This is a genomic window from Modestobacter sp. I12A-02662, assembly GCF_041028325.1.
Taxonomy (GTDB): Bacteria; Actinomycetota; Actinomycetes; order Mycobacteriales; family Geodermatophilaceae; genus Modestobacter.
Genome location: NZ_JABGDE010000006.1, coordinates 173,537 through 193,545 on the forward strand (window position 1 = coordinate 173,537; position 20,009 = coordinate 193,545).

Genomic DNA, 20,009 nt, shown 5'->3' on the forward strand with positions numbered 1-20,009 from the left:
CACCGACCTGTACCGCAAGGGGCGAGCACCTGTTCGGGCTCCACGAGACCCGGTCCGCGCTGGCCGCCGGCGCTACCCCAGCCCTCGTCGAGGGACCGCTGGACGCCATCGCCCTCAGCCTGGCCGGTGCCGGGCAGACCGTCGGCGTCGCCATCCTCGGCACCACCCTCACCGACCGGCAAGCAGACCTGCTCCACCCCTACATCCGCCTCGACGGTCCCGGCATTCTCGTGGCCACCGACAACGACCTCGCGGGGCAGCAAGCCGCCGAGCGCATCTACTGGCAGCTCACCGCCCGCGGCGACGACCCGCGCCGACTCGCCGTCTCCGACGGGCTGGATCCCGCCGACCTCTTCCACCGCGACCGCGCCACCGCGCTACAGACGGCCATCGACACTTCGAGCAGCTTCGCCGACACCCTGCTCAACGCGCGCCTCACCCAGGCCCTGCACGACCGAAGCACCGCGAACCTTTCCGCAGCCTTGCAGGACGTGGCCGCCGTCATCATCGCTCTGCCACCCAGCCGGTGGCTGGCCCACATCCACCGGGTCACCGAGGCCCTCGGCGTGCCGCCCGGCATCGTCCACCGGGCCGTGCTCGACGCCGACTCGATCGCCTCGGCGCCCTCCAGGACCACGACAGGTCCCCCACGGGCGTCCCGCCCGACGCCCCCATACGAGGATCGTCACCGGACGCTCACGGGACAGCCGCCGCAAGGCACCCCGCCTGTAGGGGTCTCTCCCGCGGAACGGCCAGACAGGTAGCCCCGGAAGCGCATTGGGCTGTCCCTTAGCGGCCCACTATGAGACATCTAGACGCCGACGTTCAGTCCAGCTTCCAAGCTGTTGCCAATGCCGCTCGCTACGGTGACCCCATGCGGACCATCGGCGTGGACTTGTCCGCGGAGGCCCGGGGCACCGGCGTCGCGACCATCGACTGGCATAGCGGGGGCGGCCTGCTAAGCGAGGTAAGAGTCGGCGCAGACGATGCAGCGGTCCTGGCAGCACTCGAAGGCGCAGACCGAGCGGCCATTGACAGTCCGCTCGGGTGGCCCGAACCGTTCGTCGACTTCCTCATAGCTCACCGGGCTGGCCGCGCCCCAGCGCCAACCGGTCAGTCGGGACTCGCATGGCGCCGTGCGCTGTCCCGCCGAGCCACAGACCTGCACGTAGCGCAGACCGCAGGCGTCGTGCCCCTCGCGGTCTCGGCGGACAAGATCGCCGCGGTCGCCATGCGAGCCGCCGGGCTTCTCGCGGCTCTCGCAGACACCGGGAGGCCGGTCGATCGCAGTGGCCTCGGGCTACTCGTTGAGGTCTACCCGGCCGCTGCACTCAGGGTCTGGGGCCTCGCCAGCCGTTCCTACAAGGGCACCAGCAACCAGGCGGCCTTGGGTCTGCTCGTCGATGAACTGCAGAGAGCACTGCCCGACCTTGACTGGGCCGGCCACGACGCAGTGTGTCGCCGGGCGGACGACGCCCTCGACGCTGTCCTTTGTGCACTTGTCGCCCGCGCCGTCCACCTCGGGCTGACCGCCGGACCGCCGGATCACCTGTCCAGCCGCGCCACCACGGAGGGCTGGATTCATCTACCGAGCAGCCGGGACACGCTAGCCAAGCTCGCTGAGTAGCCGGCGTCCCTCGGCCGAACTCTTGTGGGAACAGAGAAGCGGCTTCGGGTGGCTCACTAAGCCTCGATCCACCGATGAGCCGGTGAGGGCGGTTGATCCGGTCGTCGGGCGAGTGATGGTGGCTGGGCGTGGTGGTATCCGCCGGTCTGCCCGGCTCTTCCACTGGATTCCTGCTCGTACCGACGGGGGCCGGGTCTGAACCGCCCCAGATTCTGTGCCGCCTCCTTGTGAGCCCCGTAGGCGTCGTTTCAGGTCCCGCCTGCAGTGTCCGCGGTAGGGACCCCGTGACATGGTCACGTTGCCTACGGTGAGCCGGCCGCCCCATGGGCCACGTCCGCGCCAAGGCCCGGGGACTGCAGGACAACTGGAACAGTCCGCCGAAGACTCTCGGCCATGACACCTGCAGCCCATCCGCGGCCGCGTCTCCGTCCACACCGGCCACGGTGCATCCCGATCGGTGACGCCGACCGCACCAGCCGCGCACGCTCCCTTCTCAGTCCGCAGGTCGGTTCCTGATGCCTGGGACGACCTCGGGACGCGTGGCGTTGCATGAACAACACGATCAGCTGCTGACCGTCGCCCAAGCCGCGGACTACCTGGGAACAGGAGAACGCTTCATCCGGCGGCTCATCGCTCAACGGCGGATCACCTACGTCAAGCTCGGCAAGTACGTCAGGCTCCAGCGCTCGACCCTCGACGAATACATCGCGGCCGGACGTGTCGGGAGCGACGGGTAGCTCACCCTGCGGCGCAAGGGGAGCGTCCATCACCACGCATCCCTGTGACGGCCCGCCCGTCCGCGCCGACCACGGCAGCGACGGGGGTCAAGTCTCATACGGCCGGCCTCAATGCCGAGGTGGACGAAGGGTCCCTTCACTCGGTCGCAGCGGGTCCTGTGTGCAGTCGGGCTGACGCTCGCATCTTCTCATCACTCGGGAGGCACGCCTTGCAGCGGACGTCAAGACCGTCGCCGAAGGCTGGGGAAGGCCATGGCCGATCTGCACCGCGAGTGGTCGCCCCCGCCGGAAGCAGCGCGAATCTCACTCGCACTAAGAACGGCGTGAGGAGGTCGCGTCATGGGGCGCAGGGCGTGGGGCACGGTCCGCAGGCTGCCCTCGGGGCGCTACCAAGCCCGCTACCTGGACGGCTCGGGCAGGCAGGTCTCGGCACCGCACACATTCGCGACCAAGGCTGACGGCGATCGATGGCTCGCCAAGACGCAGACCGAGATGGACTCGGGTCGCTGGATCGACCCCAAGGCGGGCAAGGAGACGCTGGCGGCTTATGCCGAGCGCTGGGTGGAGACCCGCCTCGTCCGTGGTCGACCGCTGGCCCCCCGCACGGCGGAGCTCTACCGGGCGCAGCTCAAGAATCACATCCTGCCGGCCCTGGGATCGACGCCACTGCGCCAGCTCGAGGCGTCTGACATCCGGGCCTGGTACGGCAGGCTCAACGGCCCAAGCGGGCCGGGCCAGGTCACCGCGGCCAAGTGCTACCGGCTGCTGCGTGCCATCTGCACCACGGCCGTGGACGACAACCTCATCGCTCGAAACCCGTGCTCCATCCGTGGGGCAGGGCAGGAACGGTCCAGCGAGCGACCGATGTTCACGGTCGCGCAGGTCCAGGCGCTGGCCGATGCCGTGGACGACCGCTGGCGAGCGTTGATCCTCCTGGCCGCCTGGACAGGCCTCCGCATCGGTGAGCTATCCGCCCTGCGCCGGGGACACCTCGACCTGGAGGCAGGCACGGTGAGCGTGAGGAGCGCCGTCGTTGACGTCACCGGCCAGGGACGCTCCTACGGACCACCGAAGTCGGCCGCTGGCCGACGAACTGTCGCAATCCCGCCGCACATCATCGGCGACCTGGAACACCATCTCGCGAGGTACGCCCAGCCGGGAGCGGACGGGCTGGTCTTCGTGGGCCCGAAGGGCGGACCGATCCGGCGCAACAACTTCTCGTCGAGCATCTGGGCTCCTGCGGCAGCAGCAGCTGGACTCCCGGCCGGCTCTCACATGCATGACCTGCGCGGCTGGGGCGCCACGATCGCGGCCCGGCAAGGAGCCACCACGAAGGAACTAATGCACCGACTCGGGCACGCCTCCCCCACCGCGGCGCTGCGCTATCAACGTGCAGAGCAGGAACGAGACGCCGCTCTCGCCGCCGCCATGAGCGCGGCGCTGAAGCCGCCGGAGGACACGACGCGTGCCTGAGCTGCCCGACGCCGTCGGCCGTACGACGTTGCTGAATCGCCGATGCGCCCCACTTCTGACGCGCCAGCGGGTGATTACCCCTAGGGCGTGTTGGAGCTTTGGAGTTTGACCCGCTTCGGTGGACAACCTGAGCCTGGGCGTCTCGTCCGAGGAAGGGGTCCTGATGGGTCCGACCGAGCAGCTACTCCCCGGAGTTGCAAGAGCAGGCTGTGGAGCTTGCGCCCGACGCCGGTGTGGCTGAGCGGCAAGTCCGGGTGATCGAAGCCCAAGCGCTCATGCTCGCCCAGGCGGTGCGCGGCATCCTCGACGGCCTCAAGCTCACGCCGGCACAGCGGGCTGCAGCGCCGGAGCTCGTCCGCACTCACATGCTGGCGATCGACGCGCAGCTTGCCGGGTGAGCTGACCTCACCACTCGTTAATCGCCCTCTACATAGACGCTGATCTCAGATATCGCGGTATCGCGAGCGTCCTCGCCTGCGGATGCGAGGCCTGAATAGTAGCCGTTGATGGTAATAGTGATGGTGCTCGTGGGCCCTTCCTCAAGGGCAACCTCTTGGAAGGTGTTATATTCGTCGGGAGCCAGATTACGTAGAGAGCCTGTCGCGGATCCAACGTCTGTGGACACTGTCACGTCTCTGACGCGACCGTTTTTGACGTACGTGTCTTCGTCCTTAACATATCCATTGACGAGGCATAGAAGTTGCACATCGGACGACTCCGGAAGTACCAGGGTCACCTGTGAGCCGACTGCTCCTTGACCGCGGGCGGGTATCCAAGCCGTGGTCGTGTCACCGTCGGTGATGTTGCCAGCCCCGTACTGGAAGCCAGCTTGAGGTTCTAGGGTACTGGACGCCTCCACTCGCACATCGCGCACGCGGGTCAAGCCCGATGCATTATCGCAGTCGGTCTCCGTCGCCAGCCATTCCCGGAGTAGGGGTGCTGCCTGTAGTCCTAGGGCAGCCATGGCTACAGCCAGAGCCCCAGCGCTAATCTTTTCAGCTCGCTGCCAAGGCAAGCCCTACCTCCAATCTTGCAGCTGGCCGTCGGCGAGACGGCCTAGCGCAGCAAGCTAAGTTGCCTTCGAGATCCCCGCTCCTTATCGGCACAAGGAGGCGAAGAACTCCGCGTGCTCGTCGACGATCGGTGCAGTGCCGCTAGCCATCTCGCTGTGGTCCTAGGCTTCAGCGTCCTAGCCGCTCCAGAGATGGCCTCGGCACCCATGGACGCCGTCCTCCCCGGGCGTGTCCGGCGACTCAGCACTCGCGACGGCCGACGTCGACAACACCGTACTGCGCCTGTCGACGAGCACCGAACGCTCATGTCATCCCCCATGTGTTGGCCGGCGCTTTGGGGCTCGCGGAACCTAGCGGTCTCCCAGACAGCGCAACAAGGGGTCGTACGGCGTGCCGAGCCCGACACACCGTCACTCGTTCCGACCGGGATCTTGAGGAGCCCACTTCGGTGCCCACTTGGACCTGCCCGCGTAGTCCACGAAGATGAGCGTCACCTGACGAACGCCGCTCAGTGGGAAGGTACGTGCGCCAAGCCTCGATCGAGTTTCAATTTGCCCTGAATGTCGGCGTTCGCCGTGCAGACCGAGGCAATTACTTCATCCACCGACCTCTCGTCGTCACGGGGCAACCGGCCCGATACAGAGAGTGTCGTGCCGGGGGCGATGAAGGCGTCATACAGCTCTATCCTCCCGCGCCGCGGAAAGTCACGATAGCCCCCAGCGTCGAGTTGCAAATTGCCAGACAGGAGCCTGAAGCCCCTCATATCGTGAAGCCTGTATTTCTCAAGGCTTACTCCTGTGCCCGTCCGGGGCCGTGGCTCGAACTCCCATATCGAGTACCGGCCGTCGCTTTCCTCGTACGTGATGTTCCGCATGTTAGCCCCCAAGAGCCCGAGTCCCGACAGCTGAAGGGTTCCCTTCACGTGCATCCCGTCCAGATCGGCTGGGACGCGCGACTCGCCGGCCAGAGCGCATCTCCCTATCACTGCGGCACCAACAAGCGAAATCCAATGCACCGAGAAGCCGGTTAGTTCGAAGTCGCGCAACTCTGTCTTGGACAGATCCAACCGCATGTCCGGCCAACCGCTCAGCCCGGACTCGTTCGGCTCCAAGCCCCGCTTGAGGACAACCTGGATTGCCGCGCGCACCTGATCTTCGCCACCGTCGTCGTCTTGGCCCACGATCCGCAAGTAGGAACAAAGCACATCAATGCAGACTTGGCGCTGTTCCTCCCAGTCATCAGCTAGACGCGCCAGGGCATAGACCCCGGCCAGGCGGACTGCGGCCCGTGTACTCCCAAGCTGCGCCGAGGCGTCCTGGAAACGCTGGGGCAGTTGCTCTTGCCGCCATTGCAGCCGGTCTCGTTCGTCCTTCGCTCGAGCGTCTTCGCGATCCAGCTGGTGGCGTGCTTCCGCGCTCTCTAGGGTCATACGGTTCAGCTCGACCCCTGCCTGGGTGACCGCTATGGAGCGCCGCGTCGTTATGACGCCGGCCCCGGCTGCGGCAGCAGCTAGCAGGGACGCCAGGACGACGCCGATGGGAACACGAGCTGCGTTGTACGCCGTCTGGATGGCTTCTCCGTCGCGGTCGCCGTTGAACTTCACCAAGCTGGCTTCGTCGACGAAGAGCGCCGGCAACTTCCACATGCCCACGAAGACGCCGACTAGCGCGACCAGGATGAAGATCGACAGAGGCACCAGGCTTCGCGTTCGACGCCCCGTTGGGGGTCCCGCTGCTGTCACGACTGGACTGTCTCATGCGTCGGCGGCCTGACTCCGCCGCCGGGGCCGACATGTTCGGACAACCCAAGGCGCCTTCCGCGAGGCGTCTCGAACGAGCAGGGCCACCACGGCGTGTGCCGGATCGGCTAGCCACTTCCGTCAGGTCCCGCCACGTCCCACGGGGTGGAGGGGACTCAACATCGAACCGGCGCGTGTAGCCGCCCTACCTACAGCTCGCGCCCCCGGTTGCGGTCCGCCCGCTCACGAGCGAGGCGCTCCTCACGCAGTCGGCGGGTGGTTGCCTCGTCGTCACGTGCAGTCCCTGGCTTTGCGGGCGCAACGGCTGCCTGAGGAGGGTGGGGGAACGCGGCCGACCGGGCTGCGTTCACAGCCGCTTTGTCGGCTTCTAGCCGGCGAGCGTTGGTCCGCTCAGCGATCCGCTGGCGGTCGTGCTGATCGACCCACGTCTGTGACCGGGCCTCAGCCTGGGCCATCCTCCGGACGAGTGGGTCCGGGTCGATGCCGGCAGATCGGTAGGCCTGGACGTGGATGCGCGCAGCCTCCACCTGCTCAGGTGTGACCTTGATGTAGCGCGTCATCGCTCAGACCTCCTCGGCACCATGGTCGTCCTGATCTTCGGCAACGTCTACGTAAAAGACGACCTCCTCACCCATGGCGAAGGCCACCCCTGCGGATTCGAGCTGGTTGCCAGCAGTCAGGTAGACGAGCGAGCCAGCCATGACTGCCATGTCCGACGGCAACCCCACTTGCTGTGAGAGGTTCTTCAGGATCACCCTCGCAGCCTCGCGCTGCCCCGGGGTGGCTTTCGGGTCAGTCGCTAGGCGCAGGGCCTCGTGGATGAACCGCTCGGCACGGGCCGCGTCCTCCTTCATCGCGTCACGGACAGCCGCTTCGCGCGCAGCCTGCAAGGCCGCCTGAGCGTTTCGCTCGCTGCCCTTACTTGTCACTCTCGCAGCGATCGTGGCGCCCATAGCGGTGACCCCTGCTCCACCCAGGCCGGTGAGAATGGCAACCCAGTAGGGCACCTGCCCCGCGTCCGCCACGGCGGAACCGTAACGAGCGCTTGGCCTGCGCGCTCAGCGCCGCTCCGAACGGCACTGCCGAACTAGCGACTGCATCGAGTCTCGACTATCCGGGTTTGCGTCAACCCCAACCAGCCGGGGCCTGTCGGGCATGCTGATGACGGGCCGCTGACTGCGCGCCATACAGAGGCACGTAGAAGGCACGGTGAGGGACCAACACCGCTCTGAGCAGCCGATACAGCTGATGGGTAACCTAGCCTTCCAAGCTGACTGTGCGGGTTCGATTCCCGTCACCCGCGCTATTCCGCTGTCGCCGGACATCGTTCAACGGTATCTCCCGACACGGTCTACTATGGGGTCCGCCTTGCCGCCACGAGTCCCCCGTCGGCGAATAAGGGCGTCCATCAAACCCGGCGCAGGACACGCCGCAGGTCCGCTGCAGCGTGATGTTGTGGAGTGCGGCAGCACGGCCGCTTACGCAGCCGTCCACGGCGTCCTGCCGCCGGAAGCCGGAATCTAGCGGCCGTTCGAAGACGGCGAGCTCGCGGGAACTCGCCCTCCGCCGACGACGGAACCGCGACGTCGATGAGCGCTTCCCGAGGCCGAAGAAGACGCCGCTCCGGCGGGTTCGCGCGGCGACTACCGCGTCGGCGAGCACGGGTCCACCCGGCACACCGAGGCGATGACCTCCGCCGGCGCGAAGACTTCATCGCTTCGTCAGCAGCACGACTTACGCGTGATCGAGATCGACGATTGGGCCGGGGGTGTAGGGCAGCCCCGCGGGCGCAGGGAGCCGGTGGGTGTCATTCTTGAACGGAAGGCCATCGGCGGCGTCGAGGTGGAGCATCGTCGTAGAAATTCTAGTCTGCCAGTCGTCGCCGGGGATTCCGTCGTCCTGCGGTGAGGTCATCTCTCGCACCTCGGTGTCGAGTGACACGAACAGGTCGTCATCCGGACTCGGCAGCTGTCCGGTGATGAATGGAACGCCCCTGACGAGCCAATTTCGCACCGCGTCCTCGAAGTTGGGCCGTGCGGGCACAATGACACGGGCGGAGCCAGCGCGCAGGAAGCGCTCGAACTCTGCATCGTTTGATGTGACCTGAGAGAGTTCTTCCCACTTGGACCGATCGGCCCAAAAATACGGGTAGAAGGCGTACGACAGGTTGGTCCACTCGAACGCCTGCTCCAGGAACTGCATCGTCGGCGCATCGGCGATAGCGCGCGGCACGTCCATGTCCGCGAAGCCCGTCTCCTTGCCCTGGTCGTCCTTCGGCCGTGGCTGCAGTGCGGGTTTGCCGGCGAAGGCGGCGTCGTCTAGCAGCCACGCGACCAGCAAGCGCTTCAGTTCCTCCCGTATGACCTGGTCGTTGCGCTGCGAACTGCCGGCGTCGATGGCATTCGTCTGGCCGAGGAGCGTCTTGCGCACCGCACCCGCCTCGTGGTCCCGCTTCCATTGTGACCACGCGGAGAACAGCGCGTCATAGACGCCCAGCTTCCACGAGTGCTCCGCCGAGGCCGAGAGCTTGCATCTGACCGAAAACGTCACCGTGCACGACAGGAGGCCTAGCGTTCCCACTGCGACCTTGAGCACGTTCACTGCTCCTTCGAGGGCGACGGTGACCGGGCCGGGGTCCAATGCCGCGTCGGCACCGATGGGCAAGAAGCCGCGGCCGTACGGAACCTTGCCCGCCTGCACGGAGTTGACCGTGCCGACATCGGTGATGTCGCCGTGCGTGGCATAGAACTTGAGAGGATGCTGCTTGAGGCCGCCGTTGAAGTAAAGCGTGCTGTCCCCTCCGATGGCGACCGTGGCGAAGCCTGACCGCATGCCGTCACGGTCCTTGCCATTCTCGTCCTTCCATTGGCCTGCGATCGGGAAACCCTCACCCGTGTACTGCACGCTTTCGGTGACGTAGTCAGGGGGGATGGGTATCTCCAGTTCCTTGCTGCCGACGGGCGGGTTCCACGGCCGGTCGCCGGTGGCGGGGCTGGGTATGTCCACGACCAACGGGCGCACCACGGTGATGGTGGGGTCGGGGGGTGTGGGCAGACTGGTCGCCCGATACTTGACCGCCAAGTTGATCAGCTTGTCCGGGGTGATATCACCGGGTTGTAGCGACCACGCGGGCGGTGCGTCGACAGAGCTGGCCGCGGCGTCCGCACGCCCGTGACGCCACCGGAAGAACTCCGCTGGCTCGGGAATCTGGAACTCCAATTGAAGCCGATCCGTGTATCGGAACAGTTGGTAGGTGTCGACCCGGTCGACCCATCGGTAGATGCCGTGCTTGTGTTCTTTAGAGGTGTTCTTGAGGGAGTACTCGTAGCCTTGCTCGTTGTGCGCCAGTTCGCGCCGCGCCCGGGTCTCCCGGGTCGTCGCATCGACCCGACTGGTTGCCCTGGACACCGCCTCCCGAGCGATCTTGCTGGCCTGGGTCTCGCTTCGTTGCAGGCTGAGGCCAGCGTCGATGCCTCCGCTGATCCGGGCTGTCACGACCGGGTACCTGAATTCCGCGGATGCCTCCGCATGACCGTTGACGGTGACCCCTAGCTCGGTGCTCAAAGACGCACTGAGCTCGCTCGTCAGCTTTGTCTCCGATGTGCTTTCGCTCTGCTCGGTTCGCTCGATCGTCGTGGTGGTCGTGGTCTCCGCCTCGGTCACAGACAACTCGTGCTGGCTAAAGCTTTCCCCGGCCATCACATTCCGTACCGACGCGATCTCCCCGGCTAGGTAGCCAGCCCACTCACGCCGAACGACCTGGAGATCCCGGACCGTGACGTCACGGATCAGTGCGATCCGCGCATTCGGCGCCATGGTGTTCGCGGGCATCTGCGGCAGCACGAGGGGCCGACGATGCAGCAGGTCATACGTCTGCTTGTTCGTGAGACCCGGACGGGGCACGGCGAGCAGGTCGGCGACGAGGGCAAGGCGGGTCAGCCTCACCGCCCGGTCGTGATCCGGTGCGTTGGCGGTCATCTCCTGGACTAACGCCGCATGTACCACCAGCTGTGCGATCGGGAAGACAACTTCGCTGCCGACGGCGCCTCCGAGGAGCGTCGCCCAGTCCTCGGTGTCGAGCCGCTGGCGGCCCAGCTGCGCCGTGACGGAGTTGCTCAAGGCTGCTTCGTCGAGCCGGTCCCCGGCAGCGGCCAGGGCGCGCTCGATGTCCCGCAGTACGGCGAGGATGCGTTCGAGTACCGTCGCACTCTCGATCGAGACGTATGGCGTGAGCGGGTCCGCGTCGCGGTCGCCCAAGGTGCTCGGCAGGGACTGTGCATCCAGCTTGATGGGCGCCGGCACGTGAGTGCGTAACCTGCCGCGGCTGCGAGGGACCAAGATCTGCGTCGGCGGTCGCGCCACGCGGGTGGGGTCCACGGCGCGAGCAGGCCGCATGAGGGCGAACTCGGCGATGTCCATGGCGATGCCTCCGATCAGCGCACGCTCTTGAGCAGATCCAGAGCGCTCTCGGCGACCGAGAGCGCGAGATGCGTGAAGTGGGTGACGGTGAGGTCGAGCTGCAGCTCATCGATGGCGAAGCCAAACTCCCGCAAGGCATGGATGTCTGCCTCGGGGATGCGGCTGCCGGCAGCGTTGATGAGGTGGAGGCGGGTGCGTACCTCTGGATGGCTGCTGAGAAGAAGCGTCACCGGGGTCTCTCCCGGGCCGGGGGTGTACGTGACGGTGGCAGGCACGGGCACGCGGCCGGACTCGACGCCGAGGGACCGGAGCACGTCGTTACCGCTCTGCTGAGCGCCCTCGCTCACAGCGGCGACCTTGACCTGCGCTCGCATCGAATTGTAGGTCCGCCTTGCGCGCTGATCGACAATCAACAGCATCGCGTCCGGACCCTCGCGGCCGTTAACCTGCAGGTTGTTGGCCACCTGGGTGAGGTACTCGACGGTGTGCCCAGGCCCCATGGCTGCCGCCAGCGCCCGTGCCCGCGCCATCTCCTCGGCACGCCGTGCCAGCCATACGCGGTTGCCGAGGCCATAACCCTCTCCGAGGGGACCCCGTATACCGGACAGGTGGCCCCAGATCTGGGACAGCCGCTGCTGCGAGGTCAGGCCGCGCTCCCGTAGGACCTTCAGTATCGCCGGAGCACGCTCCGCGGCCGCATCGGCTGCCGCCTGGATCGATCTCGCGCTCTCCGATGCTGCCTCGAGGCGACTCCACAGCCGCTGCAGCTCCGGGGCCGCGGCGTCCAGGCGGCGCGCGAGCCGAGCCAGGACCTTCCCTCCCTCGGTGGGTGCGGGGAACCGCACCAGTGTCCCGGCCGCCTTGATCGCCGCCTCAGCTCGGACGGCGCGCAGTTGCGCGGCGGCGTGTTCGATCGCCTCCGTAAATCCAATGGCGAAGTCGGCGTCGCGTGCGAGCAGGGCCTGCATCGCCCGCTCCACCTCGATGCCGACGAGGTTGCGCTCGCGCCCGGGCGGCAGCGAGCGAGCCTTCTCCGCGAGCCTCGTGACAGCCGACCAGCCGCGGCCGAGCGCTGCCTCGGACGGCGCGCTGCGCGTCAGGGACAGCACCTCGTCCAGAATCTGCACGTCGCGCACAGCGGCCTTGCCGAAGCGGACGAGCAGGCCCGCAAAGGGCCGTACTTCAGCGGCGTGCGTTCGCAGGACGAAGCGGCCCGTCGTCTCCGCCACTCCTTCCGCGGCTACTACTGCGGTCAGACCATGCGGCGGAGTCACGGGGTCACCAGGTCGGCCGCAGTCGCCGCGATGCCATGGGCCGCGCGGACTGCAGTGAGCGCGTCCTTCACTCCCTTGATGTCCAGCACAGAGAAGGCGACCGCCACGGCCACCCCGACATAGCCGGTCGGTGACGCGACTGCTCTGCTGGGGTCCAGCACCGCGTTGTAGGCGGCGTTCTGCTCCAACCGTTTCCACAAGTCGTACGCGGTCTCAACGAGCCCGAGCCCGGCGCCGGCGACGGCGAGCACTGCTGCGACCGGCGGCACAGCGCCCGCCATCCAGGCAGCCACGGACAGCCCGGCGACGACGAGATTGAGCTCCGCGAGCACGGACAAGCCGGATTCCTCGTCGACCCGGTCGAGGGCCGCGCGGAACTGCACCGACGGGTCACGGACCTCCAGTTCGTCCAAGGCGCGGGCGATCAACGGCCGGTACCGCCAGACCCGGTGGGTTCCTCCGGCAATTGCGGCAGCGAAGGAAACGTTCGCGCGCCACGCGCCGCGGAGGGTGGACCAGATGGCGTGCCGAAGCGCGGCGATCGAGGTGCCCGCCTCGGTCCGCACGCTGATCGCGGACGGGGCGTCCGCAGCGGGTCGCTGCAGAGGAAGGGTTTCGAGCATGGGCTCGCGGTCACGGTGCAACGTCATTTGTGCGCCCGTGAGATCCGGAACCTGCCATACCCGGGGCAGAATAGGGAAGGCCGCCGACTCCACGATGACCTGAAGGGTCAGGTCGGCCGACGCGCTTTCGACGACCTCGGCCATGGCGAGCGCCGCGACTGAGCCGGCGCGCTTCGCCGACTCCTCACCCTCGACGGCCGCCACCAAGGCGCGGCGGCGTTCGTGGATCCGACGCAGAGCTCCGACGAGGCCTGGCAGATCCGGCCCCTTGAGTACAGCGGAGGACTCCTTGACGTCTGCGGTGAGGATCTCGTCCGCGCTGGCCCGATGGCCGAGGCCAGGTATGTCGAGGTAACGGGTGGCTTCCTTGCGGATCTCGATTTGGGCATCGCCCAGGCTCGTACGAGCGAGATCCGCGGCAGCCTTCTCAATTGAGAGCAGGGACTCCTCGGCCCGAGCGAGTACGTCTCTGACCGCCAGAACGCAAGCTTGCCGAGTTCTCCTGGCGGCCTGGGCGGCCTGTTCGGCTGAGGTCCATGGAATGACATTGCGCCACGGTCGGTAAGCTTCGGTGACACCGTCGTCAATGTCCTGGATCCGGGCGGTGTAGTCGATCTCGAGCGGCATCTGCCACGCTTTGTCGGCGCCATACACCGAGTAGACGTGGTCGACCTCCCGCCGCATACTGCGCGCCAGGAGAACCGGGTCCGCCCAGGGAAAGTTCACTGGGATGAGATGTGCCGGCGCCTGGTTCCCGACCTGCCGTTCAGCGCCCCGAGGGAAGAAATACGCGGTGAAGACGTCGGAGACCGGCTTCAGTCGCGCCTCCTCTCGGTCAATGTCGCTTGCCATCCGCTCAAGCTCACGAGTCGCAAAGATGCGGGCGTCGCCCTCAGATCCGCTCGCGGAGATCAGGACGGTCTCGGATATCGCGTCGATCATGGGTCCCCCTGGCGCCTCTCGAGCGTGCATGCTGCCGCTCTCGGACGTCTCGTGCATGCTGCCGCTCTCGGACGTCTGTAGGGAAGGGATGATGCCTCGGTCCCGATCTCCGGTGCTGTCACCGAGGAGGACCACGGCGACGAGCGACAGGACAGGAGCCGCCAGCGGCCACAGCACCGCACCAGCTGGGCAATGACAACAGATCGTGGGGACGCCACACGGCGACGAGGGCATCGGCCCAGGCCACCGGGGGCCGGGCGGCCAGCCGGCCGAGGGCGACGGCGAGGACGGCGAAGGTTCTAGACGACGCGCCGGCCCTCGATTGAGGTTGGCTCGACGTTCGTAGCAGGTGGGCAGGGCATAGAACGGCGGCCAGGGGGCGATCGACTGCCGCCAGGGAGTCGATCACGCCAACGCGAGGGGTCCAACTGTCGAGTCCCGCAACCTGTGGGATCAACTGATGGCGATCGACAAAAGCATGGGGCCACGGGAAAATGACCTTCACAGCATGAGGATGTGGCAGCTAAGGTCCTAGAACCGCCGAGTCGCGCCTCAGTCGCAGATGCCCCTACTGACTCACTGAAGGGGAGGGCAAGGCATGGTCGAGCTGCCGGTCGCTCCAGATCTAGCGACGCCCTTCCGCTTGCCTAGCGCCTACGACTACATATCTCCTGGGGGAGTCGCCGAGATTCGGCAAATGCACCGCCATTCGGGCGGAGAGATTACCCATGTCCGGGTACCGCCAAACAAGACGGCTCGGTCGGCTTGGCTGGATGACATAACCGAGATGTGGTTCATCCTGGCCGGAACTGGCTTGTTGTGGATCGACGATGGCGTGCGTGCCGAGGAGGTCCGACTTGTACCAGGCCGGGCGGTGCGCATCCCGGCCTATTCTGTCTTCCAGTACCGCAGTGATCCACAAGTGGACCTGATTGCGTTGTTGGCTGCTGCACCGCAGTGGCGGCCCGACGCCGCCCACCAAGCCGACCAAGAGCATTGGCCCGCGAGCGCGCCAGGTAATGAGTCGAGCCGCAGCCATCCGCCGCGAGGACCGATCGAGCCCACCGCGGTCCGAGACCTGCCGTTGGTCGCTGATTACGCTGCGCCCGACGGCTCTGAGATGCGCTTAGGTGTGTCCACCGCAGTCGGCGGCGTCGCCCATTGCATGCTTCCGCCAGGTCAGCGCACCGGCGCTGTACGCCACCGCTCGGTCACCGAGGTATGGTACATACTCGCCGGGCATGGAGAACTCGCACGCTGGGATAGCCCAAACGCGACGGATCAGCCAACCCGCCTTGCACTTATGGCGGATATGAGCGTGGCGATCCGCCCACACATACCGTTTCAGTTTCGCGCTACCGGGCTTAGTCCGCTTCATCTACTGCTTCTCACAACCCCAGCGTGGCCGGGAGCGGCTGAAGCCGAGACCGACCTCGGCGGCCTGAACGCTTGGCCCGAGTAAGGCACCGCCACTCGAGGGTGGCCGCCCCCGCTGGCCGATAGGTTGCCGCCGCACTCGCCAACGTCCTTATGGCTTTTAGGCTGGCACCGGCCTGACTCGGCCGAGAATCCCGATGACGGTCAGTAAATTATCGTGGTCGGAGACGTAGTGTTGCCGAGAAGGCCGCAATGGATGGCAGTGGACAACGGGGTTCGCGCGAGCAGCCGGACGTCGCATCCGTCCGACGCTTGCCCGTCCGGCTGATCCGACATCGGACAACGGCGTCAGTGCGTCGCCGTGCAGTACACCCAGCGCCCGGCCGAGGCCGGCGCGGTCGGCTCGACCGGCGACTCCAATGACAAAGCGCTGGCTGAGGTTGAAGGGGCCAACTGGTCCGCAATAAGGCCCCTGGAAGGGCATCGACGACCTCGAGATCGCCGTGGCCGAGTACATCGACTGGTTCAACCACCGACGCCTGCACGGCGAGATCGGCTTGATCCCACCGGCCGAGCATGAGGACAACTTCTACCGGCACAACACCGCGGCGACTACCGTCGCCGCGTCAGTTCCGAGCCTCCACTTAACCCGGGGCGAGACAGAGTGCGGGCTCACGCCTCTGCTGCTGCCATATCAACCAGCCGGCACAGCGCGTTGGCCGCAACGCGCAACGGCTGGGTGATGCGGACCGGGCAGGGCCAACTGCCTCCGGCAGGCGAATAGCACCGATCGAGCCCTGAGCAGTAAGGCTGTCGGCGGCACCTGAAAACTGACCCCCTGGCGGCAGGCGAGTTCTAGGGCGGATTCGCTTGGTCGTCGCAACGCTGACCGGCCTAATTCGATTGCTGACTGGGCAGGGTTGCCGGATTCCAGACCGGTTCCGCCTGTGGGGACGCGGCAGTGTCGAAAAGCAGGATCCCAGACCGGCACAGTATGGGATCATTGACCCGCTTTCCGATCATCCGATACTCATTCACTGCGGTGAGGAAGAGCCGCCTGCTGTGTGCGGCTTCCGATACCGCAGGCCACGCTACGGTGGGCGGTTGCACAGTGAACCACTCGGCAAACGGAGACCGACGCGGCACGCGCTGGGGTGGCCGACGGACGACAGTTGTCACGTGCTCCGGCCAGGCGAGATCCATGTGCTTGGTGGTCGCGTGCGCGGCGGCGTAGCCCTCTGACTCCCAGACGTAGGGCGGGACGATGAGAGTCTCGACGTATGTAGCAGGCAGAATTTCTAGAAGCATACCAGTAGCCGGGGCATAGAGACCGTACTGGTCGCCCCGGCGCTGGACGATCATTCTGGGCGTTGCGAACAACGGCCGGTCAACGGTGTCCCAGATCCGGTGCCAGAGCAGGTGCCCGGATTCGGTTTCGAACATCGACAACAGGCCCAGCCTCTGGACGTAGCCGACAGATTCGGGGTTCCCTAGCGGCTGGAACGCCCAAGCCGCGAGCGCATTGCCAGTTCCCAAGGAGATTGTCGCGATCGAACTGGACTTCCGAAAATCAAGATGCGCTCCCGAGAAGAGCCTGTGTTCCAGACGTTCCGACGCACGCCTGGCGACCCGTCCGGCGATCCAGCGTCCCGGGGACGTCCAAAAGGAGGCTCCTACCGCCCCCAGGGTGACGCCCGCCTCTCGCCCAGTCAGGCGCTGGACCCAGACCGGCCGTTGCCCTTCGGGAGGGCCGGGACGACTGTCTCCCGGCCGAGCGGCTGCTGGAGAGGCGAGGTAGGGGTTGAGTTCCATGGCCTCGCGCATCTCGGTCTCCGCTCCGGCGCGGCCCTGCACCGCGAGCACAAGCGAGAGCCAGTAGCGCACAACCGCGCTCCGTGGTTCTCGGTTCTTGGCCTGGGTGAGGCTTCGCCGGGCCGCGTCGAGATCGTCTTGCAGGATGAAGGAGAACCCGTCCTGAAGCAGCGCCTGCCGATCCTCGGCTAGCCACTGTCGCATCCGCTGGACACCGGTCAGGATTTGTCGGATCTCGGGTTCGAACTCGCCGCCGAGCGACGTTCTGGCCCGGGCGGACATGGCCGACAGGGTGGCCTGAGCAAGTGCGCCTGCGACGCTGGAGGTGATCAGGTCCACCCCGCTCAGTGTGGCGCGCGCTGCGCTGCGGGGATAGGCAGCCGTGCGTCGCCTCACTGTTGAAGTGACCCCCGTCAGGCGGACACCTCGTTGCGTGTCAGATGGATGTTCTCGTAGTCGGCGGGGCTGAGGTTTGATCAGCTTGGAGTGCCGACGGCGGGGGGTGTAGAAGCCCTCGATGTAGGAGAAGACCTCCATCTCCAGCTCGTGCCTGGTCGGCCAGGACCGGCGGAGATCAGCTCCTCTTTCAGCGTGGCGAAGAAGGACTCGGCCATGGCGTTGTCGAAGGCCGAGCCAACCCTGCCCATCGAGGCGAGCAGTCCGGAGGCGCGCAGCACCTTGCCGAAGTCGTAGGAGGTGTACTGGCTGCCGCGGTCGGTGTGGTGCACCGTGCCGGCCGGCGGCTTGCGGGTGGTGATCGCCATGCCGACGGCGTCCAGGACCAGTTCGGTCCGCAGGTGGTCGGCCATCGCCCAGCCGACGACCTTCCGGCTGAAGGCGTCGACGACCACAGCGAGGTAGACGAAGCCCTCCCAGGAGCGCAAGTAGGAGATGTCGGCGACCCACAGTCGGTTGGGTGCGGCGGCGGTGAAGTGGCGCTCCACCCGGTCCGGTGCGGTCGCGGTGGAGTTGGCGCGGCGGCCGTACTTGCCGCGCCGCCGGCGGTGCGCACCCTCGATCCCGGCCAGGCGCATCAGCCGGGCGACCCGTTTGCGGTTCCAGGTGTGCCCGCGGTCGCGGACCTCGGCGGTCAGCCGGCGGGCGCCGTAGACGCGGCGGTGCTCGATCCAGGCGGTCCGCGCGGCGTGGATGGCGTAGGCCTCCTGCAGCTCGGCCTCGGTCGGCCCACCGGTCCGCTTGGCCCAGGCATAGAAGGTGGTGGGGCTGATGCCGAACACTCGGCAGAGACGGCGCACGCCGTAGGTCGTCTTCTTCGCGGCGATGAACTCGCAGACCAGGCCGCGGCTCACCGCCCCGTCTCCCGGGCGAAGAAGACCGCAGCTTTTTTTCACGATCTCCCGCTCGATTCCAGCTCGGCGACCTTGCGCCGCAGCCGGGCCAGTTCGAGGCGCTCGTCGGCAGTGAGCGAGGCCGGCCCATCGGCTCTCGCCCGTCGTTCGGCGGCGACCCAGTTGCGCAACGTCTCGTGACTGATCCCGAGCTCGCTGGCGACGTCACGGACGCTGCGGCGGCTGTCGAGGACCAGCTGCGCGGCTCGCTGCCGGAACTCCTCGGGGTACTTGCTCCGTCGGCCCACCCGGGCCCTCCCTCCTTGGCTGCTGCCAAGTCTGGAGGTGTTCAGCTGACGGGGGTCACTTCAGAGCATGGGTCGTTCAAGCACCTGACGAGGCTGTCGGCCAGTCGCCTACGGGCGTGGTGCCAGTCGTCGAACTCGCCCTCGTACCGGGTGATCTTTGGGTCGCCGTCCTCGTCCTTGAGGCCGATGAAGACCCGCCAACGCGGGGATCCCCGCGTTATCGACATGCTGGGGCGACCATCGCGTGGTCTGACTGGCAGTCGCGGCAGTGAGCGACTGCCGCCTCAGGTGCGGGTGGGGTCAGCTGCACCAGCTCCCGGAGGTTCAGGCAGGCCAGTAGGTTGCCGGTGACCCGCCCCGCGGCGTCCCGGGCGGGTCGGACGGTGCAGGCTTGCCCGGAGCCGCAAGACCGTACTGGGCTCACCACCCCAGCGGCCCGAAGCGTCGCTCCGGACGGTACGGACGTAGACGGTGCCGTCGAGGTCCACGCGCGGCTCGAGGCTCAAGCGGCTCGTGATGCGGGCCAGCGCTGTGAGCACGGCGCGGCCACCACCTACCCGCGACTCCTCCAGGCACACGGAGCCAGCCCCGGCACCGCCCTGCTCGTGGCCGCCCCAGCGATAACCCCAAACGCCTGGCCGACGACACTCCGGCCTCATCAGCCGCTCCCGGCGGCCCCAGTTGCGTCCGCGGGCCGCAGTACTCACCTGCCAACGGGCCGAGCGACAGCGAGGCGCCGCTTCTCCGGCCGCGATCTTCGGCGCTAAGGCACGTCGAAGGCACGGCCTGCACCTGACTTGGCGCTGAGCAGCCCAGATGGCACCAGAAGTCCTTCGCCTTCCAAGCTGACTGTGCGGGTTCGATTCCCGTCACCCGCTCCGCCGCGATGTCGCGGGACGCCGTTCATAGGTGTCCCGCGACATCGTTGATGTTGGGGGGCTGCGGCAGTAGTCCCGGATTGGTCCAGTCGCAGGTCGCGGGAGAAGTCCGCTGGCGGGGAGCACGCAGGTGGGCAGACCGTGGACCAGGAGCAGGACCTGTGTGTCAGCGTGGCGGCGGGCCCGGGCATCGATCCGGACGCCCTCCGGGCGCCGACCATCCGGGCAGAGATCTTCCTGACGTCACCGGAGCCCCTGCCGCCAACGCCGACCGAACCGACACCGGACGACGCTGCGACGTCCCCGGGAGGACCCGAGGAGCACACCGGCGACGAGCGACGTCGAGTGCGGCACCGCCGCGAGGTCGTCCTCACCCGTTGAGCGCCTCCGAGACAGCCAAGGGTGCGGCGCCGACGACGGCGGGCGGGTGGCGGCGGCACATCGGTCGGACAAGGACCGTCACCGCCACGATGGCCCG

General features: G+C 67.0%; 15 protein-coding genes. 6 read left to right on the forward strand and 9 right to left on the reverse strand.

Annotation, left to right across the window (positions count from 1 at the left end; genetic code table 11):
* The first annotated feature begins 119 nt into the window (after window positions 1-119).
* From HL189_RS10335 to HL189_RS10355, 5 genes are all read left to right on the forward strand, one after another.
* Window positions 120-764 carry a toprim domain-containing protein gene (locus tag HL189_RS10335; RefSeq protein WP_369133793.1) on the forward strand — a complete coding sequence of 215 codons (645 nt, stop codon included), beginning with the start codon at window positions 120-122 and terminating at the stop codon, window positions 762-764.
* 110 nt (window positions 765-874) lie between these two features.
* Window positions 875-1,627 carry a DUF429 domain-containing protein gene (locus HL189_RS10340; protein WP_369133604.1) on the forward strand — a complete coding sequence of 251 codons (753 nt, stop codon included), beginning with the start codon at window positions 875-877 and terminating at the stop codon, window positions 1,625-1,627.
* 539 nt (window positions 1,628-2,166) lie between these two features.
* A complete protein-coding gene (locus HL189_RS10345) occupies window positions 2,167-2,364 on the forward strand; it encodes an excisionase family DNA-binding protein (protein ID WP_369133605.1) in 198 nt (65 codons plus the stop codon).
* A gap of 339 nt (window positions 2,365-2,703) precedes the next feature.
* Window positions 2,704-3,837, forward strand: a complete 1,134-nt coding sequence (xerC, locus tag HL189_RS10350; protein WP_369133606.1) for a tyrosine recombinase XerC — start codon at window positions 2,704-2,706, stop codon at window positions 3,835-3,837.
* Window positions 3,838-4,046: 209 nt separating this feature from the next.
* On the forward strand, window positions 4,047-4,235 hold the full coding sequence (locus HL189_RS10355; RefSeq protein WP_369133607.1) for a hypothetical protein: 189 nt from the start codon (window positions 4,047-4,049) through the stop codon (window positions 4,233-4,235).
* Between the two features lie 1,123 nt (window positions 4,236-5,358).
* On the opposite strand, the gene HL189_RS10360 is transcribed toward HL189_RS10355, so the two are convergent.
* From HL189_RS10360 to HL189_RS10385, 6 genes are all read right to left on the reverse strand, one after another.
* Window positions 5,359-6,546: a hypothetical protein gene (locus HL189_RS10360; RefSeq protein WP_369133608.1), complete on the reverse strand. Its 1,188-nt coding sequence runs from the start codon at window positions 6,544-6,546 to the stop codon at window positions 5,359-5,361.
* Window positions 6,547-6,797: 251 nt separating this feature from the next.
* Complete coding sequence (locus HL189_RS10365; protein ID WP_369133609.1) at window positions 6,798-7,169, reverse strand: hypothetical protein; 372 nt, start codon at window positions 7,167-7,169, stop codon at window positions 6,798-6,800.
* Between the two features lie 3 nt (window positions 7,170-7,172).
* Entirely contained in the window at window positions 7,173-7,634 is a 462-nt protein-coding gene (locus tag HL189_RS10370) for a hypothetical protein (RefSeq protein ID WP_369133610.1), read from the reverse strand.
* A 709-nt stretch (window positions 7,635-8,343) separates the two neighbouring features.
* The gene (locus HL189_RS10375; protein WP_369133611.1) at window positions 8,344-11,028 is read right to left on the reverse strand and encodes a hypothetical protein; all 2,685 of its coding nucleotides are present in this window, start codon (window positions 11,026-11,028) and stop codon (window positions 8,344-8,346) included.
* Window positions 11,029-11,042: 14 nt separating this feature from the next.
* Window positions 11,043-12,257 carry a hypothetical protein gene (locus tag HL189_RS10380; RefSeq protein WP_369133612.1) on the reverse strand — a complete coding sequence of 405 codons (1,215 nt, stop codon included), beginning with the start codon at window positions 12,255-12,257 and terminating at the stop codon, window positions 11,043-11,045.
* 41 nt (window positions 12,258-12,298) lie between these two features.
* Window positions 12,299-13,867 (reverse strand): hypothetical protein, encoded by a 1,569-nt coding sequence (locus tag HL189_RS10385; protein WP_369133613.1) that lies wholly within the window; start codon window positions 13,865-13,867, stop codon window positions 12,299-12,301.
* Between the two features lie 1,859 nt (window positions 13,868-15,726).
* On the opposite strand from HL189_RS10385, the gene HL189_RS10390 reads away from it, so the two are divergent.
* A complete protein-coding gene (locus HL189_RS10390; protein WP_369133794.1) occupies window positions 15,727-15,987 on the forward strand; it encodes an IS3 family transposase in 261 nt (86 codons plus the stop codon).
* Between the two features lie 151 nt (window positions 15,988-16,138).
* Here HL189_RS10390 and HL189_RS10395 read toward each other — a convergent pair whose 3' ends face one another.
* The 3 genes from HL189_RS10395 to HL189_RS10405 form a co-directional block, all read right to left on the reverse strand.
* On the reverse strand, window positions 16,139-17,395 hold the full coding sequence (locus tag HL189_RS10395) for a tetratricopeptide repeat protein (RefSeq protein WP_369133614.1): 1,257 nt from the start codon (window positions 17,393-17,395) through the stop codon (window positions 16,139-16,141).
* A gap of 137 nt (window positions 17,396-17,532) precedes the next feature.
* Window positions 17,533-18,408, reverse strand: a complete 876-nt coding sequence (locus tag HL189_RS10400) for an IS3 family transposase (RefSeq protein ID WP_369133615.1) — start codon at window positions 18,406-18,408, stop codon at window positions 17,533-17,535.
* Window positions 18,405-18,653: a transposase gene (locus tag HL189_RS10405; RefSeq protein WP_369133616.1), complete on the reverse strand. Its 249-nt coding sequence runs from the start codon at window positions 18,651-18,653 to the stop codon at window positions 18,405-18,407. Before HL189_RS10405 ends, HL189_RS10400 begins: the two co-directional genes overlap by 4 nt.
* Window positions 18,654-20,009: the final 1,356 nt, after the last annotated feature.